The organism is Pseudomonas sp. B21-017 (assembly GCF_024749245.1).
In the GTDB taxonomy this organism is placed as follows: Bacteria; Pseudomonadota; Gammaproteobacteria; order Pseudomonadales; family Pseudomonadaceae; genus Aquipseudomonas.
Window position 1 is genome coordinate 4,603,354 of record NZ_CP087194.1, and the last position, 26,322, is coordinate 4,629,675.

The following is a 26,322-nucleotide window of genomic DNA, read 5'->3' on the forward strand; positions in this document are numbered from 1 at the left end:
AAGGCCTCACCTCGGTCCCAAGCCGGGCTCAAACTGCACTGAACCGCTGCCCCAACCCCTGCTCGGCAAACTGTTCAATGATGAAGTCGACAAACGCCCGGGTCTTGCCCGGCAGCAGTTTGTGCTCGGCGTAATAGATGGAGATATTGCCATCGTCGACGTACCAGTCGGGCAGCACCCGCTGCAAGGTCCCGGCGTCCAGATAGCCAACGGCGAACGGCATGCTCACCAATGCAATGCCCAAATCCTGGGTCGCCGCCGCGCAGGCTGCTTCCGAATCGCTCATGGTCATTCGCGCCTTGAGCGTCAGCGGGCTGTGTTGCCGGTTGCGACAGGTCAGTTGCCAGGAACGCACGCGCCCCGTCTGCGGCGACCGTATCAGGATGCCATCGTGGCGCTGGAGGTCATCGGGCTCGATGATCGCTTCGTGCCCCGCCAGGTACCCGGCTGAAGCCACCAACACTCGATGGGCGGGCGTCAGCTTGCGCGCCACCACGCCCTGGGGCAGTTCGAATCCACCGCCAATCGCCGCATCGAACCCCTGGCCGATCAGGTCGACCTGACGGTTATCGAAATGCCAGTCCGGGTTGATCGCCGGAAAGCGCCGCAAAAACTCTCCGAGCAACGGCACGATGTACAAGCGCCCGAACACCGTGCCCATGCTGACCTTCAGCGTTCCCGCCGGACGTCCTTCGGCGCTGGCCAGGTTGGCCACGGCATTCTGGATCGTGTGCAGGCTGGCGCTGACTTCGCCGAGAAACAGCTGACCGGCCTCGGTCAGCGTCAGGCTACGCGTGCTGCGCTGGAACAGCCGCACACCAAGCCGCGCCTCCAGCTTGGCGACGCTCTTGCCCACCGCAGCAGGCGTCAGGCTCAAGCGTCGCGCAGCCTCGGCGAAGCTGCCGACCTCAGCGCTGCGCACGAAGCATTCGATACTGCTGAAGGTTTCCATAAGCGCCACTATAAACTTCTAGTTTACACAGACTATAGCAATCACGGTCTACCCGCCGGGTAATGCGAAGCCGATACTCGACTCCGACAACAAGGCAGCCTGCCTTGAACTTCTGGAGATCGACATGACCACTCAACACCTCAGCGGTAAAGTAGCTCTGATTCAAGGCGGTTCACGCGGTATCGGTGCTGCCATCGTCAAACGCCTGGCCGCAGAAGGCGCAGCCGTCGCCTTCACCTATGTCAGCTCTACCGCCAAAGCCGAAGACCTGCAAAACAGCATCATCTCCGCTGGCGGCAAAGCCCTGGCCATCAAGGCCGACAGCGCCGATGCCGTTGCTATTCGCAATGCCGTCAATGCCACCGTCGAGACCTTCGGCCGCCTGGACATCCTGGTCAACAACGCAGGCGTTCTGGCCGTCGCACCGCTGGAGGACTTTAAACTCGAAGACTTCGACCAGACCCTGGCCATCAACGTACGCAGTGTGTTCATCGCCACCCAGGAAGCCGCCCGCCACATGACCGAAGGCGGTCGCATCATCAACATCGGCAGCACCAATGCCGATCGCATGCCTTTCGCCGGCGGTGGCCCGTACGCCATGAGCAAATCGGCGCTGGTCGGCCTGACCAAAGGCCTGGCTCGCGACCTCGGCCCGCGGGGTATCACCGTCAACAACGTGCAACCAGGCCCGGTCGACACTGACATGAACCCCGCCAGCGGCGACTTCGCTGATAGCCTGATCCCGCTGATGGCTGTGGGTCGTTACGGCAACGTGGAAGAAATCGCCAGCTTCGTCGCTTATCTCGCAGGTCCCGAAGCTGGCTACATCACCGGTGCCAGCCTGACCATCGACGGTGGTTTCGGCGCCTGATACACCGTTCGATTGAAACAAAAACGCCGGCAATCAATTGCCGGCGTTTTTTTGTGTCAGGGACTTTTGTCTCAGGGACTACCGAATGATCAGGCCCACTCAAGCGCCGGCAAGCCACATGCACTGGGCTTGAACGCCTTCAACGTACGAAGAATGCCATCGGCGTGTGCGTACTTTTCGTCGGCCATCGCCGCATCCGGGACCGCAATCGCCGTCATTCCTGCCGCTTTGGCTGCAGTGACGCCGAACGGCGAATCCTCGAATACCAGGCAATCCCGGGGCGCGACCCCAAGGCGTCGCGCCGCCGTCAGGAAAATATCTGGCGCCGGTTTCGCCGCTCCCACTTCTGGGTCGTCAGCGGTGACAATGAAGTCAAACAGCGCGAACCAGTCGCGGTGCAAGGTGGTTTTCTGACCAAACGACTGACGCGAAGAACTGGTGCCCACCGCGATAGGAATGTTGTTGGCTTTCAAGTGCCGAACCAGTTCCTCCGCGCCGGGCATCGCCAGCGCCGTCGGAAAACGCTCGCGCATCAAGGGCTCGCGGATCACCAAAAACTCTTCGGCGGTGATCGGCAGGTCCAGCGCCTCGACCACATAGCGCGCCAGATCATCCGCGCCACGGCCAATGATGTTCTGTTTGACGCTCCAGTCGAAGGTCCGCCCATAACGCTCGGCAATGATGGACGTGACCTCGGTGTAAATGCCCTCGGTGTCCAGCAGCAAACCGTCCATATCGAAAATCACGGCCTTGATCGGACCGAACTCATCCAAGGGTGCACTCATCGCATCTGATCCGTTTTCTCACGACATCTCAGGGCGGCTCAGGTATGGCCGGATCCGTGATGGATTAAAGGGTTCAGCAGCATAGCGAGCGCGATTGGTCGAGAGCAACGGGCAATGCCTGGCGGATACAAAATCCTCTGCCAAGGGCGCCGTGATGATTTAGCGATTTCCCCTACACCAAACACCTCCTTTCCCGACTTCTTTCCTTTTTGATCCCCCGCAAAGTCTCTCGCTCCACATTGATCTGCGCGAGGGATTGCGAATGTTCGAACCTGACAAGGTCCTGGCCTTGAACAACGCCATCGGTCTGTTGGTGGTCGCCGCCATGAACCCCGAGCAGCCGAACATCGAAGCGCTGCTCGGTGATTTCCGACTCTGCCTCAACGACTACGAGGCCTGGGCGGAAAACTTCTGGACCGGTGGCGCGCTCAACGTCGAGCAAGTGTTCAAGGTCGGCAACGAAGTCCGGCTCAGCGCACCGAAGGACTCCACCGCGCCTTTCAGTTCAACACTCGCCATGTGCCCGGCCAGCGGTCCGTTGACCCTGGTGCATATGTTTGAAGCCGCGCGTTTCGTGCCGATCGGCGATACGCCGGTGATGCTCGAACCGGTTATCTCCCAGCACAACGGTGAGCTGACGTTCGGTGAGCCCGTCCATGCAACCATCGGCCCCAGCGGCATTCTCGAAATCCCCGAATGCTGGCGCGGCCATCGCTATCGCATCACCTTCTTTCCCAATGTTTCCACTGAACACGTCAAAGCACTCTACGCCTCCTATCAGGGCGTGATCGACGAGCTGGAAGGCTGGTTGCGCAACGAATGGACGAGCGAATTCGAGCCTTTATGGGCAGATTTTTCCAAAGCTGGTTTCACTCAACGCTACGGCCTGCTGCAACAGGCTGACTGGCACAGTTTCGAGCGTTCGCTGCACGGCTTGTGGGATGACGTGAAGCAGGTCTACGCCCTGGTGGCGGACCTGCAAAGCAGCAGCGAAAAACTCCTTGAGTACCTGACACAAGGCGAGCTTGAGACGCTGCTGAACGCTTCGGCTGAAACCATTGCCAATGTGTTGTTGATGTTGAGCGATGAGCCGTTGATGTTCATCCATCTCGCCGCCTTCACCAGTTGGCTGAGGATGTTGCCGCCGCAGTACATCGCCGAAGTCGTGGCACAAGTTCGTACGGAAATATTAATCAGCTTCCTGCTGGTGCGTCTCACAGGTCCTACGGGCCTGAAGCTCGGCATGAGCGCCAAAGTGCTGGGCAAGATCAAGTCCCATCGGGCTCGACAATGGTTGGCGACTGCCAGTTTGCGACTGGCCGAACTGACGGCCAAATCCGACCTGACAGCCCACGCTGGTGTCCTCAAACCGCTCGTGGTCAGTGCGCGCAATGCACCGCTGAAACCTGCACCGACGGTTCCACTGCAGATCAGCGCCGGCAACTCAGCGGTTGCGCAGGTGAACAATCCACTCGCCATTGCCCGCGACAAGTCTGCAGCCAAGACCCGGCTGGGCCGTCACGAACCCCACGACGATGCACCGAATCAAGCGAAAAACCCCAATGGCGACAGCGCCGATTGCTCGGCACTGACCTGCACCAACGGCTGTCCTGTGTCGATGGTCAGCGGCGAAGAACTGCTGACCCTGACCGACGGTGCGCTGGACGGGCTGCTGCCGTTTGCCTTCACCCGGTTGTACCGCACCAGCGCGGTGGAAATCGATTGCGGGCTGGGCTGGGGCTGGAGCCATTCGCTGGCGCAGCGGTTGGAGCTGGGCGTTGAACAGGTCGTCTGGATCGACCATGAAAACCGTCGCACCACGTTCCCGCTGCCGAGCAACGAACGCCCGGCGATCCACAACAGCCTGTCGCGCGCGGCGATTTACCTCGGTGATGACCCCGAGGAACTGATCCTCGCGCTGGCCGGCGAGACGAGCCGGTTCTACCACTTTCACAACGGTCGACTGACGGCGATCAGCGACGCCTACGACAACCGATTGCGCATCACTCGCGACCGCCAGGAACGTATTCAACGCCTCGACAACGGTGCCGGTCGTTCGCTGCTGTTGTGCTACGAGCGCAGGCACCTCATCGCCGTCGAATACCAGTCGTTTCACCCCAGCGATGACTTGGGTGAAGCCTGGCGTACAGAGCAAACACTGGCTTTCTACCGCTATGACGCCCGCCAGCGCTTGATCGAAGCGATCAATGCTGCTGGGGAAAGCGAGCGTTACGACTACGACGACCACCATGTAATTTTGCAGCGGCAACTGGCCGGCGGCGCGAGTTTCTTCTGGGAATGGGAACGGTCTGGCAAGTCGGCGCGCTGCGTGCGGCATTGGGCGTCGTTTGCGCAGATGGACACGCGTTATGTCTGGGACGACCAGGGCAGCGTCACCGTCCGGAACATCGACGGCAGCGAAGAGGTTTACGTCCATGACGAGCGGGCGCGGCTGGTGCGCCGGGTCGAGCTGGACGGCGGTGAGCAGCTCAAAAGCTACGACGACAGCGGGCGGTTGATTGCTGAGCAGGATCCGTTGGGGGCCGTCACCGAATACCGTTACGACGACGTCGGACGGCTGGTGACACTGATTCCACCGCAGGACGAACCGACGGCCTACGAGTATCGCAACGGTTTCCTGCATGCGCGCTATCGCGGTCAGGCGGTGTGGAAATACCAGCGCAATGCCCAGGGCGATGTCACCGAGGCGACCGATCCCGACGGTCAGATCACCCATTACCACTACGACGAACAAGGCCGGCTACTGTCAATCCGCTACCCGGACACCAGTCGGCATGTCTTTGTCTGGAATGCCCTGGGTCAGTTGCTTGAGGAAACACTGCCAGATGGTGGGCAGCGAACGTTTTCCTACGATGCGCTGGGACGGCAGACGACTCATCAGGACGAACACGGTGCCGTCACCCAGTACCAATGGGACGCCATTGGCCGACTGGTCCAGACAACATTCCCTACCGGAGCCACCCGCGGGTTCAGCTACAACGCCTACGGCAAGATCACCGCCGAACGCGATGAACTGGGCCGCATCACCCGTTACGAGTACGCCGACGACCTGCACCTGGTCAGCCGCCGGATCAATCCCGACGGCACCCAGCTCAAGTACCGCTATGACAATGCGCAGCTGCTGCTGACGGAAATCGAGAACGAATCCGGCGAACACTATCGGCTGGACTACACGCCCAGCGGCCTGATCCGACAGGAAACCGGCTTCGACGGCCGTCGTACCGCGTACGCCTACGATCTCAATGGGCACCTGCTGGAGAAAACCGAGTTCGGCGATGACGGCTCGCAGCTGGTGACGGCTTACAAGCGGGATTCGGCCGGGCGCTTGCTGGTCAAGACCTTGCCCGACGGCATCCAGGTCGAATACCGCTACGACTCGTTGGGCCGGCTGACCCGCGTCGACGACGGCTACGATCACCCGCTGGAGTTCGAGTACGACCAGCAGGACCGGCTGATCACCGAGCACCAAGGCTGGGGCACGTTGCGTTATGGCTACGACGCCTGCGGCCAGCTCAACCGCCTGCGCCTGCCGGACGGCAGCAAACTCGACTACCACCACGCCAAGGGCGGTGCGCTGACGGCCATCGACCTCAATGGCGCACGACTGACCTCGCATACGTTCCTCGCCGGTCGCGAACAAAACCGTCAACAAGGCCTGCTGCTCAGTGAATATGCCTACGACGAACAGGGCCGTCTGAAGGCCCACGCTGTCGGCCAGCACCAACATCCGCTCTACCGCCGCGACTATGCCTACAGCCTCAATGGCAATCTCGACAGCATCGCCGACACCCGCCATGGCCAGCGCAGCTATCAGTACGACCCGCTCAATCGACTGATCCGCGTGCGCCACTCCCGCGACCAACAGCCGGAAAGCTACGCCCACGACCCAGCCGGTAACCTGCTGATGCAGGACCGCCCCGGCCCGACGTCCGTCAAAGGCAATCGCCTGTTGATGCAGGGCGATCGCCACTTCGACTACGACACCTTCGGCAACCTGATCCGCGAGCGCCGTGGCACCGGGCAGAAACTGGTCACCGAATACCGCTACGACTGCCAGCATCGGCTGGTCGGCGTCACTACGCCGGATGGTCGTTGTTCAAGTTATCGCTACGACGCCTTCGGCCGCCGCATCGCCAAAACCGTCGACGGCAAAACCATCGAGTTTTTCTGGCAAGGCGACCACCTCGTCGCCGAACACAGCCAGGACCACCATCGCAGCTACGTCTACGAACCCGGCAGCTTCCGCCCGCTGGCGATGCTCGACGGCAAAGGCCCGCGTAAGGCTTGTCCTTTCTACTACCAGCTCGACCACCTCGGCACCCCGCAAGAACTCACGGACTACAGTGGCGACATCATCTGGGCCGCCCGATACACCGCCTATGGCCGCCTCACCCGCCTCAACCGCGACACCCACCAGGTCTTCGATCAACCGCTGCGCTTTCAAGGGCAGTATTACGATGCGGAAACCGGCCTGCATTACAACCGGCATCGCTACTACAATCCGGATATCGGACGGTACCTGACGCCGGACCCGAGCAAGTTGGCGGGCGGGTTAAACGGCTATCAGTACACGCGCAATCCGGCGGGTTGGGTTGATCCGTTGGGGTTGAGCGAATGCCCTGGGGGGGATGGGTGTAAGACGCCGTCGTTTGGGGATGAGGATCCGGCGGGTAAGACGGGGGTTGATGAGGGGGAGCCAAAAACTCCCTCCCCCAAAAGAGAAGAGGATTACTTATATCGCGGGGACGAGCGAGGGCCTGATGATGTATTTCAAAATGGTTTTAAAAGCAAAGGAAAAAGCAATGATTTATTGCTCCACTCTATAGACAGTGAAAATCCACCCAGTAATTTTATCAGCACATCACCGTCGCGAGATGTTGGCAAGCTTTTCGCCACTGGATATCACACAAAAGTAGGTTACCTCTATACCCTTCAAAAAATAGATGGGTATGACTTACAAAAAGAGCTTGGACAAGCTTATCTTTTCGGACCAGAAAAAGAGATAGCCATAGCTAACCGTATAGAGAATGTCGACGTACTTGGCGCAACGCTAATCATAGATGACGGCCGAGAGCTCGGCTATTCCATACCAAATCCGTACAGGAAAATAAAAAAATGATATCAAAGGTTGAAATCACCATAAGCATTGACGGCATAAAGGAAGTCGCCAACCTTATATGCGACAACAAAGAAATAACCATAACTCTCACAATGAAAAATGGCTTTAACAAAAAATATTCGGACAGTGACTTTTATAGATGCTTCGCACGTGTCAGAGAGGACAATCCCAACATACAATTTCTCTGCAAGGGATCAAAAATCAACGTACATCCTTCCAGCATGTCATCACAAATGTCTCTTGGGTTGAAAGCATATGAATTGACATTGGGTAAAGCGTCGTCACTCACCGATGTAGTTTATATTTTTGATTATGATGAGAGCAATCTAACAAACGATCCAAATGAACAGCGATCTTTCTACAGATGCTGGATTGAATCAGAAAAGATCTAACCATCAAAAGCCCGGTTCACGTCCGGGCTAAATCAGCTTAAGGAACTCTAACCTCCCGCGCTATCATCTGTCCTATCCGTCCCAATACTCCCAGAACCACCTGATCCTCCAGACCCACTTCCAGAACCACTCCCCATCGAACTTCCACCACTCACCGACCCGCTGCCCTTCCCCGGGTCGATGCTACTCCCGTTGGTATCACCACCATTCCCACCACCAAGGGTGTCCGGTGGCAGCGCCTTCCCATCCGAGGTACCCGCATTCATTTCCGAATAAGGCGGCATCCCGCCCTTGTCGACCGGCGCATCGCGACCGGTAGATTCAGCAAACGTCGTCAATGAACTGATCGACAAAAAGCCGACCATCGTAAGCGCCATCCATTTTGATCTGATCATGGTGCATCTCCTTTAAAGAGTGCTTTACCTGATCTCTGGCGGTGATCGCTTTTAAAAGGTGTCGCTCAATCGACAATCTGCGATGCACCACCACACAGGTTTCAGCTCGGTTCCCCCGAAGCGTCATCGCCGGCGATGTCCGGGTCTTCCGGGTCGGCTTCCACATTACCGCGCCTCACATCATCGGCGGGCACCTGTTCCACAGCGGTGTCGTCATCGTCGGGCGGGCGCTGGTCGCGGCGCAGCGAATTGGTGGGCGAAGGCAGCGGATATTCGGGGGTATCGTCGATATCGGAGTCTTTCGGATCAGCGTTCATAACGCACCTCTCAATGGACCTGAAAAGCAGATCCTTGCCTTTCGAGGCCAACACGACAGACACGGTTCGATCAGAGGGATTAATCGGTCGGGCCGACCGCTAAATCACTCGTCGTCTTCCTCGTCATACTCATCATTCTCCAGGTTGCCCACATCGTCTGCGTCATCGGCATCGTTGAGCGGCACCGTGGCGTCGTCCATCAGAGACCCCGGATCTTCGTTGCCAGGATCGTTGATCGGGCCTTCTTCTTCCTTGTCTTCGGTTTCCGGACTCATGGGCATGCCTCACAACGTTCAGAGTTATATAAAGTTCGAGAGGTCCTACGGCAAATCGTTCCAGCGTCCTATCGATAGAAACGAAAAACCCGGCACTCGGCCGGGTTTTACTTTAACTCGATATCGAGTTAGTGATTCTTGTACTTATTTTTATGCTTGTGTTTGTAGTAGCCGCCACCGGAATGCGAACTGCCGCGGTCATCACCCATGCTGCTGCCCACCGCGCCACCGGCTGCGCCACCCAGGCCAGCGCCAATGGCCGAACCAGTGGAGCCACCCAGGCTGTTGCCGATCACCGAACCACCCGCCGCGCCGAGACCACCGCCGACGGCCGCTTCTGTGCGACTGCCCTTGCGCGCACCGACCGCACTGCCTGCCGCACCGCCGACGCCAGCGCCCACCGCGGCCCCGGTGCTGCCGCCCAACTGCCCGCCGACTACGTTGCCCAACACACCGCCAAGACCACCGCCGACTGCAGCATCACCGTTGCCGCCCGCCATTGCGCCCTGAGCGACCAAAAGCCCCAAAAACACCGTGGACAATGTCAAACGCATGAAACGCATGATATGCACCTCTAATTTCCGCATTGGGGGAAGAAACGTGCCGCGGATAGGCATCAGCCTGCATCTGGGTCTGTTATACAGAAAACCAATACCGACTGTATGAGATTTGAGCCACATGATGCAGAAACGTTCCAAAACGAAAAAGCCCGGCATTAAGCCGGGCTTTTTCAGCTGACCTTCAGGATCAATGACGCTTTTTGGACAGGTTGCTGCCTACGCCGCCACCCAATGCGCCACCCAGGCCTGCGCCGATGGTGGAGCCGTTCTTGCCGCCCAGGCTGTTACCGATTATCGAACCGCCCGCCGCGCCAACACCGCCGCCGATGGCCGCTTTGGTGCGGCTGCCTTTACGTGCGGCAACAGCGCTGCCGGCTGCACCCGCTACGCCAGCACCAATCGCTGCGCCAGTGCTGCCGCCCATTTTTTGGCCAACCACGTTACCCAACGCACCACCCAGACCACCACCGAGCGCGGCTGTGCCGTCGCCGGCAGCCATCGCACCTTGAGCAACCAAAAGGCCCAGAACCAGAGCAGGCAGTGTCAAACGCATAACAAGAACCTCAAAAAAGTGGAAACCGAAAGGCCGGAGATTGAATGCTTTAGCGGAGGGAAAGTCCAGACACAAAACCAGAACAACCTCGCCAATGGCGACGGTTGGACAGCGTTTATGCAAAAGGTTTTATGACAGGCAAAAAAAAGCCCGCTGGGGAGACGGGCCAGGGTACTGCTTTCTAACGGATGAGCTGAGCCTACGGAGGCCGGTGTGAAAAGTTTGTGAAAAAAATACCAGTGCTCGCAAAGTTGTAGGACATTTCTCGGCATTGCCACCGAGCCACCCTTCCTGCCCTTCAGAAACAAGAAACCCCGCTCAATGACGGGGTTCGTGCTGTGATCGGTTTACTTCCTGGAGGGCGCCCCCAGCTTGGGCATAAATTTCGATTTCGGCCCTCGGGTCCTAGGCACTGCAGATTTGATTTTGTTGATTTTGATACGGTCTTCGCCGAAGCTCGGCACATAGTCCGTCTGACCACACTGCACGCAATCATTGATTGGAAACTCTGCACCGTCGTCTTCGATATACGGCTCAGCCATATCTTCGCTCCTCTCAAAACGGGTCGATACCGGCAAGCCCTTTTTGCCTGAAAAATATCGACCACCCTGGTTTTTGAGACTAGCCGGTCATTCCCAGACTTGTGATTCAGATCGTTACATGCCCGACGAATGGCCAGTACCGAGCAACCTACCTCAGCTTGACCGCCGTCCCGGTCACAAACACCACCACCATCCCACCCTTGCCGGCCGGCATGCTGATCTCATAATCGAGCCCCACCACCGCATCCGCCTGAAGCGCCCGCGCCCGCTCCTTGATCTCATCGGTCGCCTGAATCCGCGCCTCCTTCAATGCCCGCTCCAACGTCTGAGAACGCCCGCCGAAAAAATCCCGCATCCCGGCGAACATGTCGCGAATCACGTTAACGCCCTGCACCGACTCGGCGCTGACGATGTCCAGGTAGGCGGTGATTTGTCGACCTTCGATGGTGTGGGTAGTGGTGGTGATCATGGGATGTCCTTGTTCAGAGCTGTCATCAATGAAGTGAAACGACGGTAACTGACACGATGGCTGAATTCCGCTCGAGGAGTTTGCAGTCTAATGCATGAAATCCAGACGCCAGAAACCACAAAACCCCTGACTTCTCTCGAAATCAGGGGTTTTATGTATATCGAATTTGGCGGTGAAGGAGAGATTCGAACTCTCGATACAGTTTCCTGTATACACACTTTCCAGGCGTGCTCCTTAAGCCACTCGGACACTTCACCGTATCTCGTCAAACTTATTCAGTCTGTCGAGGCGCGCTAATGTAGTCGAAAGCTTTTCTGATGGCAAACATTTTTTTCAGAATTTTCATGCGCTTAACGCGATTAGCGCTTTGGGGGCGTTCAAGGGCATGGCAAACCTGCCAATCTCCGGCTTCGCCTCCCCTTCTATATAGAAGCCAATGCACGATGGGCGGGGCGGACAATGCCTGGAGGGCCGGAAAAGGGTGACTGGCGGGTCAGTCACGGCGCTTTACCTGGCCTACAGCGGTGGGTAACGTCTGCCCTACTTTATTAGAAGGATTGGCGTCATGAGTGAGTTGATTTCCTACCATCTCGAAGACGGTATCGCGACCCTGACCTTGAGCAATGGCAAGGTCAATGCTATCTCTCCGGACGTGATTGTCGCGTTTAACGCTGCGCTGGATCGGGCGGTAGCGGATCGGGCGGTGGTGATCATTACCGGTCAGCCGGGGATTTTGTCGGGTGGTTATGATTTGAAGGTGATGACGGCCGGCCCTAACGAGGCCATGGCACTGGTGGCTGCCGGTTCGACCCTGGCTCGTCGCCTGTTGTCGCATCCGTTCCCGGTGGTCGTGGCATGTCCTGGGCATGCGGTGGCCAAAGGTGCGTTTCTTCTGTTGTCGGCTGACTACCGCATCGGTGTCGATGGCCCGTTCAGCATTGGCCTGAACGAAGTGCAGATCGGCATGACCATGCACCATGCCGGTATCGAACTGGCCCGTGATCGTCTGCGCAAGTCGGCGTTCCATCGCGCGGTGATCAATGCCGAGATGTTCAACCCACAAAGCGCCATGGATGCCGGCTTCCTCGATAAGGTGGTGTCGGCCGAAGAGCTGCAAGACGCGGCGCTGGCGGCGGCTCGTCAGTTGAAGAAGCTCAACATGATCGCCCACAAGAACACCAAGTTGAAAACGCGCAAGGCGCTGCTGGAGACGCTGGACAACGCGATCATCCTGGATCAGGAGCACATGGGCTAAGCCCGAACGCGTTGCACCGAAAAGCCCGACCGTCGTGTCGGGCTTTTTCTTGGGTGTCTGGTTTAAAACCTTACAACCGCTCTAGGCCGCATCTGACCCACAAGTCGGAAACATGCACTAAAAAATCGGCTATCTCCCACTTTTATAGCGGCAATTGCCGAAAACAGTGCACATCCGTACACTGCGCCACCTTTTGTCCCGGTGGGCCTTTAAATGCTGTTTGTGTTTCGTATGTTATTGATGGGCCTGCACTTTATTCTGGCCGGTGCGCTTGGAGTGATTCTCGGGCTGTGCCGTCCGTTCAATCCGGACAACAGCCGTTTGTGCGCCCGTCTGTATGCGTGGCCGGCAATGTGTATTTTGCGTTTACGGGTCAAGGCCGATGTCGGGCCGCTGATGGATAAACCCGACAGCTGTGTGATCATCGCCAACCACCAGTCCAACTACGATCTGTTTGTGTTCGGCAACGTGGTGCCCCGCCGCACCGTGTGCATCGGCAAGAAGAGCCTGAAGTGGGTGCCGCTGTTCGGGCAGTTGTTCTGGCTGGCGGGCAATGTGTTGATCGATCGCGGCAATGCGCACAAGGCACGCCAGTCGATGCTGACCACCACGCACACCTTGCAAAATGAAGACACCTCGATCTGGGTCTTCCCCGAGGGAACCCGCAACTTGGGCGAAGAGCTGCTGCCGTTCAAGAAAGGCGCGTTCCAGATGGCGATTGCCGCCGGCGTGCCAATCGTGCCGGTGTGTGTCAGCAGTTACGTCAAACACATGCGATTGAACCGCTGGCGCAGTGGGAAGATTCTGATCCGTTCGTTACCGGCAATTCCTACGGCTGGATTGAGTCTGGATGACATGCCGATGTTGATCGCCCAGTGCCGCGAACAGATGCGTGAGTGCATCGACTCGATGGATCGGCAACTGCAAGCCGCCTGAATGAAACCCGCCCTGTGCGGGTTTTCTTTTGCCTGCGAACTCTACCGATTTTGCTGACTCTCAAGCAGTAGACAAGGTTAAGCTGAAACCTGCCTGGCACCGCCAGTCTTTACCAATAGAAAGCGACCGATAAGAAGTGTGAATCATCATGGGTAGAGTCGTTGCTGCTGCGGTTTACAGCGCTGGTAAGAAAGTCACCAATATCACGCTTGACGAAGGTGCGGCCTGGGCTGCCAAGCCTGGCCACTTTGTGTGGATCGGCCTCGAAGAGCCCAATGCGCAGGAGCTGTTCAACCTGCAACGCCAGTTCAACCTGCACGAATTGGCCATCGAAGACGCCCTGGAAAAACACAGTCGACCGAAGCTGGAAACGTTCGGCGATGCGCTGTTCATCGTCACGTATTCGCCGATCCGCCATGAAGGCAAATTGCAGTTCATCGAGACGCATATCTTCGCCGGCAAGGGTTACATCATTACCGCACGTAACGGTCATTCGGCGTCCTACGCCCATGTCCGACAGCGTTGTGAGGCGCGCCCGCTGTTGCTGGAGCATGGGGAAGATTTCGTACTCTATGCCATCCTCGATTTCGTGATTGAAAACTACCAGCCGATGGGCGAAGCGATTCATGCCGAGATCGATGAGCTGGAGAGTAATGTCCTCTGCGGTTCCCTGAACGAACGCGACATCCAGAAACTCCACGGCCTGCGCCGCGATGTATTGCGCTTGCGCCGGTACGCGGCACCGATGGTGGAGATCGGTGAGGAACTGCAAAAGCTGAGCTTTCCGTTTATCGACAAAAATATGCGCCCGTATTTCCGCGATGTGCAGATTCATGTCACGCGGCAACTGGAAGACCTGACGACCCTGGCGGACATTGCCAGCCAGACCATCGAGGTCGGGGTGTTGCTGGAGGCGTCACGCCAGAGCGTGGTGCAGCGCAAATTTGCGGCGTGGGCGGCGATTCTGGCGTTTCCGACGGCGATAGCGGGGATTTACGGGATGAACTTCCAGGACATGCCAGAGTTGACTTGGCATTACGGGTATTTTGCGGTGTTGGGGTTTATTACCGTTGGATGCGTCGGTTTGTGGGCGAGTTTCAAGCGGTCAGGATGGTTGTAGAGCCGCGTGTTTTCAGTGAGAGCCGGTTGCCCCCATTCGCGAGCAAGCCCGCTCCCACAGGGATTCTCAGTGTGTCACCCATCGTGTGCACACCGAGGATCTACTGTGGGAGCGGGCTTGCTCGCGAAGCTTTTAGCTTTTAGCTTCAACCGGTCCAGCATCAGGCTTGTGCGCCACAAACCGCATCATCCACTCTGCGACGGTAGTGCCGTGATGCTCGTGTTCAAGACTCGCCATACCTTGCGAATAAATCTGCTCGCCCAGCGCCTCTTGGCGGATATCCAGCAGCGCCCGTGAGTAATCGTGAATGAACTCCGGATGCCCCTGGAAGCACAGCACCTGATCGTTGATGTGGTACGCGGCGAACGGGCAGAAATCGCTAGAAGCAATCACTGTAGCGTTTTCCGGCAACGCGGTGACCTGATCCTGGTGACTGATCAGCAACGTCAGTTCTTCCCTCACCGGGCTCATCCACGGCGCCTTGGCCGCGAGTTTGTATTTGTGGGTGCCGACTCCCCAGCCCTGGGTCGCCCGCTCGCTCTTGCCGCCCAATAGCAGCGCCAACAGTTGGTGACCGAAGCACACGCCCAACAGTTTGTCGCCACGTTCGTAGCGCTTGAGCAGGTACGTCTTGAGGGTTTGAATCCACGGGTCGGTGCCGAAGGAATCGGCCTTGCTGCCGGTGACCAGATACGCATCGAAGGTCAGGTCATCGCTGGGATAATCGCCCTGCATCACGTTGTACACGCTGAATTCGGCCGCGATGGGTTGCTGCGAAAACAGACGCTGGAACATCTGCCCGTAACCCTGATATTGATCGACCAGTTCCGGACGCAGGATGTCGGTTTCCAGAATGCAGATGCGTAACGACATAAAAAATACCTGACACATGGTGGGAATAATGCACACCCCAGAGCCTGCCTTGAAACACGGTGGCAAGGCAAGCCCCGGAAGGCGTCATCGGTCCCTTGGAACGCCGCCTTAGAACAGCGCGTCCTTGGCGGCTTTCTCCAGCAACAGCGCAGGCGGCGTGAAGCGTTCGCCATATTGCTCGGCCAGGTACTGGGCGCGGGCAACAAAGTCTTTCACACCGTACTGGTTGATGAATTGCAGCGCACCGCCGGTCCAGGCTGCGAAGCCGATGCCGAAGATCGAGCCGACGTTGGCATCCGCTGTCGAGGTCAGCACGCCCTCCTCTACACAACGCACGGTTTCGATGGCTTGGATGAACAGCAGTCGATCACGCACATCCTTCGGCGAAATCTGCCCGTCAGCTTTCTCGAAACGGGTTTTCAGCTCCGGCCACAAATGTTTCTGCCCGGCGGCCGGGTAATCGTAGAAACCACCTCCAGCGGCCTTGCCCGGACGCTTGAATTCCTTGAGCAACAAGTCAATCACGGCAAACGCCGGGTGCTCAATCAGCGGTTTCCCTTCCGCTTGCAGGTCTTTGGCGGTTTGCTGGCGGATATGGCTCATGAGGCTGAGGGAAACTTCGTCGGAGATCGCCAGAGGCCCGACAGGCATGCCGGCCTTGCGCGCTTCGGTTTCGATCATCGGCGCGCTCACCCCTTCGCCGAGCATCGCGATGCCTTCGTTGGTGAAGGTGCCAAACACCCGCGACGTAAAAAAGCCACGACTGTCATTGACCACAATCGGAGTTTTCTTGATTTGCAGGACGAAATCGAAACCGCGAGCCAGGGTTTCGTCGCTGGTATGGACGCCTTTGATGATTTCCACCAACGGCATTTTCTCCACGGGACTGAAGAAATGCAGGCCGATGAATTTGCTCTGGTCTGGCACGGCGGTGGCCAGGCCACTGATCGGCAACGTCGAGGTATTGGAGGCGATCACCGCGTCCGGGCCGACGACGGTTTGCGCTGCCGATGAGACCCTGGCTTTAAGCTCGCGATCTTCAAACACCGCTTCGATAATCAAATCGCAACCAGCCAGATCCGCATCATTTTCGGTGGTATGGATTCGCGTCAGAATCGCCTCGCGCTGCTCCCGGCTCAACTGACCCCGAGCAACCTTCTTGTCCAGCAGCGCCGCCGAGTGAGCCTTGCCCTTCTCTGCCGCGGCGAGGTTGATGTCTTTGAGCACCACATCGATACCGGCTGAGGCGCTGACAAACGCGATGCCCGCGCCCATCATCCCGGCGCCGAGCACGCCGACTTTCTTCGTCACGTAAGGCGCTATGCCCTGAGGTCGCGAACCGCCGGCATTGATCTCATTGAGCTGGAACCAAAAGGTGCCGATGAGGTTTTTCGACACCTGGCCCGTAGTCAGTTCGGTGAAATAGCGGGTTTCGATCAGGTGCGCGGTGTCGAAATCCACCTGAGCGCCCTCCACCGCGGCGCAGAGGATTTTCTCCGGCGCGGGCAGGCACCCCTGGGTTTTACTACGTAGGATCGACGGCGTGATGGCCAGCATCTGCATGACTTTCGGATCCGACGGCGTACCGCCAGGGATCTGATAACCCTTCACATCCCAACGCTGCACAGCAACCGGATGAGCAGCAATCCACGCCCGCGCCTTGGCCATCAGCTCATCGTGATCGACAGCCAACTCATCGATCAACCTCGCTTGCAGCGCCTGTTGCGGGCAGATTTTCTTGCCTTCCAGCAGATACGGCAGAGCTTTTTCGATGCCCAGCATGCGCACCATGCGCACCACCCCGCCGCCGCCCGGCAACAGGCCGAGGGTGACTTCCGGCAGGCCAAGCAGCACCGACGGGTTGTCGAGCGCCACACGGTGATGGCATGCCAGGCAGATTTCCCAACCGCCGCCGAGCGCCGCACCGTTAATGGCGGCAACCACCGGTTTACCGAGGGTTTCCAGGGTGCGCAACTGGCCCTTGAGGGTCAGCACCATGTTGTAAAAGGCTTGGGCTTCGGACTTGCCGACCTTGATCAGTTCATTGAGGTCGCCACCGGCGAAGAAGGTTTTCTTGGCCGAGGTGATGATCACGCCGGCAATCGCATCCTTGTCGGCGACCAGGCGCTCGACACAGGTGGCCATGGCCTCGCGGTAGACCGCGTTCATGGTGTTGGCGCTCTGGCCCGGCATGTCGATGGTCAGGACGACGATCCGGTCCTGGCCCTTTTCGTAACGAATGGCTTGGGTCATGGCAATTTTCCTTGAGTCGGATTTTCTTAAAGGCAGGCTCAGAGGCGTTCGATGATGGTGGCAATGCCCATGCCGCCGCCGACACACAATGTCGCCAGGCCATAGCGCAGGCGCCGGGTTTCCAGTTCATCGAGCAGCGTGCCGAGAATCGCGCAACCGGTGGCGCCGAGCGGGTGGCCCATGGCGATGGAGCCGCCGTTGACGTTGACCTTGTCCGGGTCGATGGCCATGTCCTTGATGAACTTGAGCACCACCGAGGCGAACGCTTCATTGACTTCGAAAAGGTCGATGTCTTCGACTCGCAGCCCGGCCTTGGCCAGTACCTTGCGGGTGGCCGGCGCCGGGCCGGTGAGCATGATGGTCGGGTCGGTGCTGGTGACCGCCGTGGCGACGACCCGCGCCCGTGGCTGCAAGCCCAGCGCCCGGCCCTTCGCTTCGGAGCCGATCAGCATCAGCGCCGCGCCATCGACGATCCCGGAGCTGTTGCCCGGTGTGTGAACGTGGTTGATCCGCTCGACCTGGCTGTACATCCGCAATGCCGTGGCGTCGAAGCCCATTTGCCCGATCATTTCGAAACTCGGCTTGAGCTTGCCCAGGCCTTCCATCGTCGAATCGGCGCGAATGAACTCATCGTGATCAAGCAGGATGATGCCGTTCTGGTCCTGCACCGGCACCAGCGACTTGTTGAAGGAACCATCCGCCCGCGCCCGCGCCGCTTTCTGCTGGGAGTGCAACGCGAAGGCATCGACGTCCTGACGACTGAAACCTTCGATTGTCGCGATCAGGTCAGCACCCACGCCCTGGGGTGTGAAATGGCTGTGCAAGTTGGTTTCCGGGTCCAGCGCCCAGGCCCCGCCGTCGCTGCCCATGGCCACGCGGGACATCGACTCGACGCCACCGACCACCACCAGATCTTCGAAGCCGGAACGCACTTTCATCGCGCCCAGGTTCACTGCCTCCAGCCCCGACGCGCAGAAGCGATTGAGTTGCACACCCGCCACGCTGACGTCCCAATCGGCCACTTGTGTGGCGGTCTTGGCAATGTCGGCGCCCTGATCACCGATAGGCGTCACGCAGCCAAGCACCACGTCGTCGACCTGACTGGTGTCCAGGGAGGTGCGCTGCTGCAACGCCGTCAGCAGCCCGGCCACCAGGTTCACTGGCTTGACGCTGTGCAAGGCGCCATTGGCCTTGCCTTTGCCACGGGGCGTGCGTAACGCGTCAAATATCAAAGCTTGGGTCATGGCGTTCTCGAACCTGAGGGTGATCTCTATACCCTCACCTTATGCCGAGCAGCCGTGGATTCAATGACCACACCGCTCATTGGCGTTGACGCTCACGCTCAGACGAACGGTAGTCAGCTATCGGATTAATCGATTCGTGTCACCAAGCTGTCTAGCCAACGGGCGCCCAAGAAGATGGCCATAGGCCTCATGTCTTTTTGGCAGCGATCAGCGCTAAGTCCATACGAATTGGATCTAAGCCAAGCGTGACGCGGGCCCTAATGTAAACCTGTACGAAGTTGTCGTCGGGTTTTGCCGAGGCTCTCGTCCTACAGGAAGTGCAGCGCTCTGCCGTCATGGAGATATGCAGGCAGGCAACCAGGAAATAACAAAAAAGGCGGTCAAGCCATGTTCAAACATTCGAAAGTACGTCAAGCCGGGCTCATTCTATTTGCTACTACGCTGTTGTTGATTTTGCCGAACCTGACCAAGGTGCTTGGCTGATCGAGCAGCGGGGGTTTTCATTTCGCCTGATAAAAATGTGACTGGCTCGCTATCCGGGCCGGCGTGGCTGTGCCAACCTTTGCGGCACTTCCACGACATGGACGACGATCACTTGAAAGCGCTCATTTTGTTTGGGGCCTTGCTGCTCAGCACGCCTCTGTCTGCCGCGCAGCTGAATCTTGAGTTGGGCGCGAGCCCTCGCACCTGGCAGACCGAGGAATTGCTCAAGCATCCTCAGGCTCAGACCATCACGATCACTAACGACGTTTCCTACAAACGGGACATGAGCTATCGCGCCGTGCCGTTGGCAGCGTTGTTGACGGGCATCAAGCCTGACGACCACTTGCAAGCCGTGGCCCTGGACGGTTTTGCCGCCGAACTGGCCGCCGCACCGTTGCTCAATACCCAGGGCGCGCAGGCCTGGCTGGCGATTGAAGACCCGGCCAAGCCGTGGCCGCCGCTGTCCGAGGGCAAGCCCAGTGCCGGGCCGTTCTATCTGGTCTGGACCGATCCACAGGCGGGCAATATCAGTCCCGAGCAATGGCCGTTCGAAGTGGCGAGCATCAAGCGCATGGCCCCGGTGGATGAGCGCTTCCCTGCCCTGTTACCCGATCCTGCATTGAAGGCGGACCATCCGGTGAACAAGGGCTTTGCGCTGTTTCAGAAGAACTGCCTGGCCTGTCATCGACTCAATGGCGCGGGGGACGCGCAGTTCGGGCCGGACCTGAATATTCCGTTCAACCCGACCGAGTATTTCGGCGCAGACTTCCTCAAGCGTTACATCCGTGACCCGCAGAGCTTGCGCCAGTGGCCGCAGGCGAAGATGCCCGGGTTCTCGCCGACGGTGTTGCCGGAGGGGGATCTGGAGTTGTTGGTGGGGTATTTGAAGCACATGGCGGGACGCAAGGTGTCTACGGCCAAGTAAACATCCACCTGTGGCGAGGGAGCTCGCTCCCGCTGGGGCGCGAAGCGGCCCTCAAATCAGGCGACGCGATCCGTCAGGCAAACCGCATTCGCCGGGTTTGCGACTGCTGCGCAGCCGAGCGGGAGCAAGCTCCCTCGCCACAATGAATGACTGCTACTGCTGTTGGACGGAGATCACCGGCGCAGGCGTCGGCGCGACCAACACCTTGGCATGCATCTGCTCATACCCACCGCCACGGCGCATACCGCGCACCGGACAGGCGTCGAGGTAGTCCAGGCCCACGGCCAGTTTCAAGTGACGTTCAGGCCGGGCCAGTTCGTTGGTCACATCGAAGCTATACCAGGCGTCATCCAGCCAGGCTTCCGCCCAGGCGTGACTGGCCAAGTGTTCGCTGTTCTCGCTGTACAGATACCCCGACACATAACGCGAGGGAATGCCCAGGCTGCGGGCGCAGGCGAGAAACGCATGGGTATGGTCCTGGCAGACCCCGGAACGCCCGGCGAAAGCTTGCGCGGCGCTGGTCTCCACTTCGGTGGCACCTGGCGTGTAGGTCATGTGCTGGTTCAGGCCATGCATCAAATCGATCAGCGCCGTGCGATCCCGCCGTTGCTTGCACGCCTTCTCGGCAAACGCGCGCAGGGCTTCGTCGGCTTCGGTCAGCCGGGTGAAACGCAGGAACGGCAGCGCCGACTGACTCTCGTGCTCGGCTTCGCGCAGCTCGTCGATGTCGACCTGGCCACGGGCGCCGATGATGATCGCTTCATGCGGCTCATCCAGGGTCAACACATGCAGGATGTTGCCGAACGGATCGAGTTGCGCGCGCACCGGGCGCGGCAGGTCGAGTTGCCAGCTCAGCACGTGCTGGCGCTCGCTGTCGTGGGGTGTCAGTCGCAGGTACTGGATGCTCGCCCGCACCTGATCTTCGTAGTGATAGGCGGTCTCGTGGCTAATGGAAAGTCTCATGCAGCCTCCAGATAGGAACTGTGTATGGCATTGCCCAACTGGCGCACCAGCGGGATGAACTCGGTCAGCCAGGTGTGCAGGCCTTCGTCGAGGATTTCGTTGATACCGGTGTAGCGCAGGCGCGCGTCCATTTCCGCCGCCAGGCGTTGTGCGGGACGGCCGTTGGCCCCCGGTAGTTGAGCGAGAATCTGATCGACCTCTTCGGTGCAGGCTCGCAGGGATCGCGGCACATCGGCGCGCAGCAATAACAGCTCGGCCACATGCCGGGCGCCGGGGGCGTCGCGGTAGATTTCGGTGTAGGCCTCGAACGATGACAAGGCCCGCAACAAGGCGCTCCATTGGTAATAGGCGTGGGCCGTACCGTCACTGACTGCTTCGGCTTGATCGCCGGCCATTTCGTAACGGGCATCTAGCAGGCGCAAGGTGTTGTCGGCCCTTTCGATAAAGGTGCCCAGACGAATGAAGCGGAACGCGTCGTTACGCATGATCGTGCCGTAGCAAGCGCCGCGGAACAGGTGGGAACGTTCCTTGATCCACTCACAGAAACGGCTCATGCCGTAGCGACTCAAGCCCTGCTCGGCGATCCCGCGAATTTCCAGCCAGGTGGCGTTGATGTTTTCCCACATGTCGGCGGTGATTCGCCCACGCACCGCATGGGCGCTGGCTCGCGCGGCACCGAGGCAGCTGTAGATGCTCGCCGGGTTGGCCGCGTCCAGGGCGAAAAAATGCAGCAGCCGTTCGGCATGCAGATCGCCGTGGCGCGCCAGGTAATCGTCCAGGGTGCCGGTGATCAGCAACGGCATGGCCAGTTCGTGCAAGCCGTCACCACGACCGTCCTGGGGCATCAGCGACAGCGAATAACTGACGTCGAGCATCCGCGCGAGGTTTTCCGCCCGCTCCAGGTAACGCGACATCCAGTACAGATCCGAGGCAGTTCTACTTAACATGGCAAGCTTCCTTCAATCCTCGACCACCCAGGTGTCCTTGGTTCCGCCGCCCTGGGACGAGTTCACCACCAGGGAGCCTTCACGCAAGGCGACACGGGTCAAACCGCCGGGCACAACCCGGGTTTCGCGGCCAGACAATACAAACGGACGCAGGTCGATGTGGCGCGGTGCGATGCCGTTTTCGACAAAGGTCGGACAGGTCGACAACGACAACGTCGGTTGCGCGATGTACGCGTGGGGCTTGGCTTTGATCCGCTCGCGGAAAGACTCGATCTCCGCTGCCGTCGCCGCCGGCCCCACCAGCATTCCGTAACCGCCGGAGCCTTGGGTTTCCTTGACCACCAGCTCCGGAAGGTTGGCCAGCACGTGGGACAGTTCAGAAGGATTACGACACTGCCACGTCGGCACGTTCTTCAAGATCGGCTCTTCATCGAGGTAGAAACGAATCATGTCCGTGACGAAGGGATACACCGACTTGTCGTCCGCGACCCCGGTGCCGATGGCATTCGCCAGCACCACATTGCCGGAGCGGTAGGACGACAGCAGCCCTGGAACGCCAAGCATCGAATCGGGGTTGAACGCCAGCGGATCGAGGAACGCATCGTCGAGGCGACGGTAGATCACGTCGACCGCTTTCGGCCCGTCCGTGGTGCGCATGAACACCTTGTCGTCGCGCACGAACAGGTCGGCGCCTTCCACCAGTTCAACGCCCATTTCCCGAGCGAGGAACGCATGCTCGAAAAACGCACTGTTGAAACGCCCCGGCGTCAGCACCACCACGCTCGGGTTGTCGATCGGGCTGGAGCTTTTCAGGGTGTCGAGCAACAGGTTCGGGTAGTGGTCGATCGGCGCGATGCGCTGGGCCGCGAACAACTCGGGGAACAGGCGCATCATCATCTTGCGGTCTTCGAGCATGTAGCTCACGCCGCTGGGGGTACGCAGGTTGTCTTCGAGCACGTAGTACGTGCCGTCGCCATCGCGTACCAGGTCGACGCCGGAAATGTGCGAATAGATATCGCGGTGCAGATCCAGCCCTTGCATCGCCAACTGGTATTGCTCGTTGGCCAGCACTTGTTCGGCCGGGATGATGCCGGCCTTGATGATGCGCTGCTCGTGATAGAGGTCGGCAAGGAACATGTTCAATGCCTTGACCCGCTGAATGCAGCCGCGTTCGACGACCCGCCATTCACTGGCGGGGATGCTGCGGGGAATGGTGTCGAAGGGAATCAGGCGCTCTGTCCCCTGCTCATCACCATAGAGCGTGAAGGTAATCCCGGCACGATGAAATAACAGATCGGCCTCGCGTCGCCGTTGTGCCAAAAGCTCGTCAGGCGTTTCGGCCAGCCAACGGGCAAACTCCCGATAATGCGGACGGACCTGGCCGCCGGCATCGTACATCTCATCAAAAAAGGTGCGGATCATGCCGTACTCCTTGTCACACGGACATCCAGGCCTTCGCAAGGCCCGTGCCATAGGCAGAAACGCTTTGATATCAATCAGTTGAATAATGTTGCTGCGCGCCCCGCACCAATCCTGTGCGGTAATTGCCCCACCCTGATCGCCCCCGCTTCATGGCGAAGCAATGCTGTCGCCTATCAGCAGCATAGTCAGAGTTGATTTCACTGCTCGGGAGGGAGATGCGGATAATCCGTACATTCGCTGGAAAACTGATCGCTCTTCCCTTTAGCCGCCTGTTCAGGTGGCTTTTTTTGTCCGTTTGAAATGTGGCGAAATAAAAAGATCGAAACAAAAAACGGCCAACCCAAAGGTCAGCCGTTACTAAGTGTCACTGTTCATAAGCTTATGCGAGTAGCCCTCGTATCTCCTGTTTGACGCCCCATCCCTCGATGATGCCACCCAGAGGCTCGACCACCGCCTCGAAGTCCTGCTCGAAGTCGCCGATCCCGTCGTAGGTGGCGTACATCACTTTGCTCAGTTCCAGCGACCACGCGCCGTCGTCACGCGCGCTGATCTGGGCATTCAAGGATTCACCACAAAAATGACCTGCCGCCCTGCGTGCCCGCTCCTCGTCCGGGAAAATGGCGTAGAACTCGATGGGATGGAATCGTGAAAAATCGAAACCGCCTTCTTTCATGCGGCGCAGCACGCTGCTGCTGATGTCTTCTTGATAGGCTGTGCTCATGAAACGTCCCCCTCAGACTGATGGATAGACTTTCCGTATTCCCTGCACTTTCGATGCGGCAACAGAGGTTGCCGCCGGGAAACAAGCATGTAGCTGACAAGACCAGACCTTAGCGAGTCACTCGCTGATCTCGGTTGCAGAGTAGCCTCAAGACAGAGCCGCTGCCAAGACCTGGTGGTGAATGTGACAGGAGGTGTATCAAATCGGAGTAATACTGAGGATTTCAATGCTGTGCTGGGATTTCAGACTTTTGACGGTCGGATCATCGGTACGACCCTCCAGATCATTGAGGTCCAGTTTCGCAGCCACCGGCAGTCGCCGGTCGCGAATGAGTTGGGCGGCTTGCTCGTTGCTCGGGCACTCCTCGCACTCGAAGAGTTCGTCGACTGATTCACCGTGTTCATCCACGAAAGTGATTTTCCACTTTTGCATCGGTGCCTCCTCGGTAAAACCCATGGATGGGCTTACATCTATCTCGACTCGTGCATTGGCCGATCGTTCCAAGGGATCCTAAAAGCGAGACATGAAAAAAGGCCGTCACCCGCGTGTTCACACACCGGCGACGGCCTTTCTTATCGACGAAGCATCAGTCGTTGCTAGGTTTGTTCACCGCTTGCAGCACGTACTGCGGCAACGCGAAGGCACCAATATGGATTTCCGGGTTGTAGTAGCGGGTGATGATGCCGCTGCCGGCGAAGCGCTGTTGCAGGGTTTCGCGGGACAATTTGCGATAAGCGGTATCGGTCGCGCCCCAGGCGAAGGTCATTGCGCCGCCGATGTAGGTCGGCACGGCCGCCTGATAGAAGTGCCAGTCCGGGAACAGGCTGCGCAGGCGGCCGGCGGTGGTTTTGACTTCTTCGATTTGCATGAACGGGGTGCCGTTCTGGGTCACCAGAATGCCGCCCTCGTTCAGGCAGCGGTGGCAAGCCTGGTAGAAGTTTTCGGAGAACAGTACTTCCCCCGGACCGATCGGGTCGGTGGAGTCGGAAATGATCACGTCGAACTTTTCGGTGGTGGTGGCGACGAAACGCATGCCGTCGTCGATCACCAGGTTCAGGCGTGGATCATCGAACGCACCCTTGGAGTGGTTCGGCAGGAATTCCTTGCACATGTCGACCACGGTGCCGTCGATTTCGACCATGGTGATGTGTTCGACGCTGCGGTGCTTGGCCACTTCACGCAGCATGCCGCCGTCGCCACCACCGATGATCAGCACGCGCTTGGCGGTGCCATGGGCGAGGATCGGCACGTGGGTGAGCATTTCGTGGTAGATGAATTCGTCGGCTTCGGTGGTCTGGATTACGCCATCCAGCGCCATCACCCGGCCCATGCGCGGGTTTTCGAAAATCACCAGGTGCTGGTGTTCGGTGCGCACTTCGTGCAGCAGTTTTTCCATGCGAAAACGCTGGCCATAGCCTTCGTAGAGGGTTTCCAGGTACTCGCTGGTTGGGGTATTGCTCATGGGAAGTGCTCCGATGAATGCGGGTGGCAACGGACGGTTACCCGCCCATGATGGCCAATCGATCGCCTCGATTGACCGGGAAAGGCGCGCATTCTACGTCGCGGAACATGACAGGTCGAACCTTCTGATGCACACACCGGTAGGAGCGAGGCTTGCCCGCGAAGAACGATGACTCGGTCTATCAGGTACACCGCAGCGATCCTTTCGCGGGCAAGCCTCGCTCCTACCATGAAGATCGTCAGATCCGCACATCGCCTCTTGGCCCGGCGATGGCCCAGATGATCAGGCCCAGCACCGGCAGCAGCAGGATCAAAAGCACCCAAAGGACTTTCATCCCGGTTTCGGCGCCACTTTTAAGCACGTTAATGATGGCCCAGATATCCAGGGCAAAAATAATCAGGCCGATCAGGGTGTTGAACGTGGAACCCATGGTGTCGCTCCAAAAAAATGGTAGGCACTCTTAGGAT

25 protein-coding genes and 1 tRNA gene are annotated in these 26,322 nt (G+C 58.7%); 7 read left to right on the top strand and 19 right to left on the bottom strand.

The window, feature by feature from the left end; genetic code table 11:
- Nucleotides 1–28: 28 nt before the first annotated feature.
- Nucleotides 29–952 carry a LysR family transcriptional regulator gene (locus tag LOY28_RS20625; RefSeq protein WP_018925244.1) on the bottom strand — a complete coding sequence of 308 codons (924 nt, stop codon included), beginning with the start codon at nucleotides 950–952 and terminating at the stop codon, nucleotides 29–31.
- Nucleotides 953–1,076: 124 nt separating this feature from the next.
- Between LOY28_RS20625 and LOY28_RS20630 the strand changes: the two genes are divergently transcribed.
- Nucleotides 1,077–1,823: a 3-oxoacyl-ACP reductase family protein gene (locus tag LOY28_RS20630; protein WP_086945778.1), complete on the top strand. Its 747-nt coding sequence runs from the start codon at nucleotides 1,077–1,079 to the stop codon at nucleotides 1,821–1,823.
- Between the two features lie 89 nt (nucleotides 1,824–1,912).
- On the opposite strand, the gene LOY28_RS20635 is transcribed toward LOY28_RS20630, so the two are convergent.
- Nucleotides 1,913–2,608, bottom strand: a complete 696-nt coding sequence (locus tag LOY28_RS20635) for an HAD-IA family hydrolase (RefSeq protein WP_258612468.1) — start codon at nucleotides 2,606–2,608, stop codon at nucleotides 1,913–1,915.
- A gap of 262 nt (nucleotides 2,609–2,870) precedes the next feature.
- Between LOY28_RS20635 and LOY28_RS20640 the strand changes: the two genes are divergently transcribed.
- Together LOY28_RS20640 and LOY28_RS20645 are read left to right on the top strand one after the other, a co-directional pair.
- Nucleotides 2,871–7,748, top strand: a complete 4,878-nt coding sequence (locus tag LOY28_RS20640) for an RHS repeat-associated core domain-containing protein (RefSeq protein WP_258612469.1) — start codon at nucleotides 2,871–2,873, stop codon at nucleotides 7,746–7,748.
- Complete coding sequence (locus tag LOY28_RS20645; RefSeq protein ID WP_018925240.1) at nucleotides 7,745–8,140, top strand: hypothetical protein; 396 nt, start codon at nucleotides 7,745–7,747, stop codon at nucleotides 8,138–8,140. The genes LOY28_RS20640 and LOY28_RS20645 overlap by 4 nt, the downstream gene beginning before the upstream one ends.
- A 496-nt stretch (nucleotides 8,141–8,636) precedes the next feature.
- Here LOY28_RS20645 and LOY28_RS20655 read toward each other — a convergent pair whose 3' ends face one another.
- From LOY28_RS20655 to LOY28_RS20685, 7 genes are all read right to left on the bottom strand, one after another.
- A complete protein-coding gene (locus LOY28_RS20655) occupies nucleotides 8,637–8,852 on the bottom strand; it encodes a hypothetical protein (protein WP_018925239.1) in 216 nt (71 codons plus the stop codon).
- A 104-nt stretch (nucleotides 8,853–8,956) separates the two neighbouring features.
- Complete coding sequence (locus LOY28_RS20660; protein WP_258612470.1) at nucleotides 8,957–9,127, bottom strand: hypothetical protein; 171 nt, start codon at nucleotides 9,125–9,127, stop codon at nucleotides 8,957–8,959.
- Between the two features lie 128 nt (nucleotides 9,128–9,255).
- Entirely contained in the window at nucleotides 9,256–9,681 is a 426-nt protein-coding gene (locus LOY28_RS20665; RefSeq protein WP_026331740.1) for a glycine zipper domain-containing protein, read from the bottom strand.
- Nucleotides 9,682–9,874: 193 nt separating this feature from the next.
- On the bottom strand, nucleotides 9,875–10,240 hold the full coding sequence (locus tag LOY28_RS20670) for a glycine zipper domain-containing protein (RefSeq protein WP_019648242.1): 366 nt from the start codon (nucleotides 10,238–10,240) through the stop codon (nucleotides 9,875–9,877).
- Nucleotides 10,241–10,587: 347 nt separating this feature from the next.
- A complete protein-coding gene (locus LOY28_RS20675; protein ID WP_007940781.1) occupies nucleotides 10,588–10,782 on the bottom strand; it encodes a hypothetical protein in 195 nt (64 codons plus the stop codon).
- 148 nt (nucleotides 10,783–10,930) lie between these two features.
- Nucleotides 10,931–11,251, bottom strand: a complete 321-nt coding sequence (locus LOY28_RS20680) for a YbjQ family protein (protein ID WP_007940782.1) — start codon at nucleotides 11,249–11,251, stop codon at nucleotides 10,931–10,933.
- Nucleotides 11,252–11,418: 167 nt separating this feature from the next.
- Nucleotides 11,419–11,508: transfer RNA gene (locus LOY28_RS20685), tRNA-Ser, on the bottom strand.
- 308 nt (nucleotides 11,509–11,816) lie between these two features.
- Here LOY28_RS20685 and LOY28_RS20690 point away from each other — a divergent pair.
- The 3 genes from LOY28_RS20690 to LOY28_RS20700 all read left to right on the top strand — a co-directional run bounded on the left by LOY28_RS20690 (nucleotide 11,817) and on the right by LOY28_RS20700 (nucleotide 14,562).
- Complete coding sequence (locus tag LOY28_RS20690) at nucleotides 11,817–12,506, top strand: crotonase/enoyl-CoA hydratase family protein (RefSeq protein WP_258612471.1); 690 nt, start codon at nucleotides 11,817–11,819, stop codon at nucleotides 12,504–12,506.
- A gap of 213 nt (nucleotides 12,507–12,719) precedes the next feature.
- Complete coding sequence (locus LOY28_RS20695) at nucleotides 12,720–13,442, top strand: 1-acyl-sn-glycerol-3-phosphate acyltransferase (RefSeq protein WP_064619228.1); 723 nt, start codon at nucleotides 12,720–12,722, stop codon at nucleotides 13,440–13,442.
- A 148-nt stretch (nucleotides 13,443–13,590) separates the two neighbouring features.
- Nucleotides 13,591–14,562 carry a magnesium and cobalt transport protein CorA gene (locus tag LOY28_RS20700; RefSeq protein ID WP_258612472.1) on the top strand — a complete coding sequence of 324 codons (972 nt, stop codon included), beginning with the start codon at nucleotides 13,591–13,593 and terminating at the stop codon, nucleotides 14,560–14,562.
- 132 nt (nucleotides 14,563–14,694) lie between these two features.
- Here the strand turns inward: LOY28_RS20700 and LOY28_RS20705 are convergent, their stop codons facing one another.
- The 3 genes from LOY28_RS20705 to LOY28_RS20715 form a co-directional block, all read right to left on the bottom strand.
- On the bottom strand, nucleotides 14,695–15,435 hold the full coding sequence (locus LOY28_RS20705; protein ID WP_258612473.1) for an amidotransferase: 741 nt from the start codon (nucleotides 15,433–15,435) through the stop codon (nucleotides 14,695–14,697).
- A gap of 108 nt (nucleotides 15,436–15,543) precedes the next feature.
- Entirely contained in the window at nucleotides 15,544–17,688 is a 2,145-nt protein-coding gene (locus tag LOY28_RS20710) for a 3-hydroxyacyl-CoA dehydrogenase NAD-binding domain-containing protein (protein ID WP_258612474.1), read from the bottom strand.
- Nucleotides 17,689–17,726: 38 nt separating this feature from the next.
- Nucleotides 17,727–18,932, bottom strand: a complete 1,206-nt coding sequence (locus tag LOY28_RS20715) for an acetyl-CoA C-acetyltransferase (protein ID WP_258612475.1) — start codon at nucleotides 18,930–18,932, stop codon at nucleotides 17,727–17,729.
- A 580-nt stretch (nucleotides 18,933–19,512) separates the two neighbouring features.
- On the opposite strand from LOY28_RS20715, the gene LOY28_RS20720 reads away from it, so the two are divergent.
- Nucleotides 19,513–20,340: a cytochrome c gene (locus tag LOY28_RS20720; protein ID WP_018925214.1), complete on the top strand. Its 828-nt coding sequence runs from the start codon at nucleotides 19,513–19,515 to the stop codon at nucleotides 20,338–20,340.
- Between the two features lie 153 nt (nucleotides 20,341–20,493).
- Here the strand turns inward: LOY28_RS20720 and LOY28_RS20725 are convergent, their stop codons facing one another.
- The 7 genes from LOY28_RS20725 to LOY28_RS20755 all read right to left on the bottom strand — a co-directional run bounded on the left by LOY28_RS20725 (nucleotide 20,494) and on the right by LOY28_RS20755 (nucleotide 26,285).
- Nucleotides 20,494–21,303, bottom strand: coding sequence for a transglutaminase family protein (locus tag LOY28_RS20725; protein ID WP_018925213.1), 810 nt, complete (start codon nucleotides 21,301–21,303; stop codon nucleotides 20,494–20,496).
- Nucleotides 21,300–22,250, bottom strand: a complete 951-nt coding sequence (locus LOY28_RS20730) for an alpha-E domain-containing protein (protein ID WP_138866065.1) — start codon at nucleotides 22,248–22,250, stop codon at nucleotides 21,300–21,302. Before LOY28_RS20730 ends, LOY28_RS20725 begins: the two co-directional genes overlap by 4 nt.
- Before the next feature lie 12 nt (nucleotides 22,251–22,262).
- Complete coding sequence (locus LOY28_RS20735) at nucleotides 22,263–23,672, bottom strand: circularly permuted type 2 ATP-grasp protein (protein ID WP_018925211.1); 1,410 nt, start codon at nucleotides 23,670–23,672, stop codon at nucleotides 22,263–22,265.
- A 379-nt stretch (nucleotides 23,673–24,051) separates the two neighbouring features.
- Nucleotides 24,052–24,393, bottom strand: a complete 342-nt coding sequence (locus LOY28_RS20740) for a ribonuclease E inhibitor RraB (protein WP_018925210.1) — start codon at nucleotides 24,391–24,393, stop codon at nucleotides 24,052–24,054.
- 198 nt (nucleotides 24,394–24,591) lie between these two features.
- Nucleotides 24,592–24,825, bottom strand: coding sequence for a hypothetical protein (locus tag LOY28_RS20745; RefSeq protein WP_018925209.1), 234 nt, complete (start codon nucleotides 24,823–24,825; stop codon nucleotides 24,592–24,594).
- A 154-nt stretch (nucleotides 24,826–24,979) separates the two neighbouring features.
- A complete protein-coding gene (gene speE, locus LOY28_RS20750; protein ID WP_018925208.1) occupies nucleotides 24,980–25,855 on the bottom strand; it encodes a polyamine aminopropyltransferase in 876 nt (291 codons plus the stop codon).
- 238 nt (nucleotides 25,856–26,093) lie between these two features.
- Nucleotides 26,094–26,285, bottom strand: coding sequence for a PLDc N-terminal domain-containing protein (locus LOY28_RS20755; RefSeq protein WP_007940802.1), 192 nt, complete (start codon nucleotides 26,283–26,285; stop codon nucleotides 26,094–26,096).
- Between the last annotated feature and the right edge of the window lie 37 nt (nucleotides 26,286–26,322).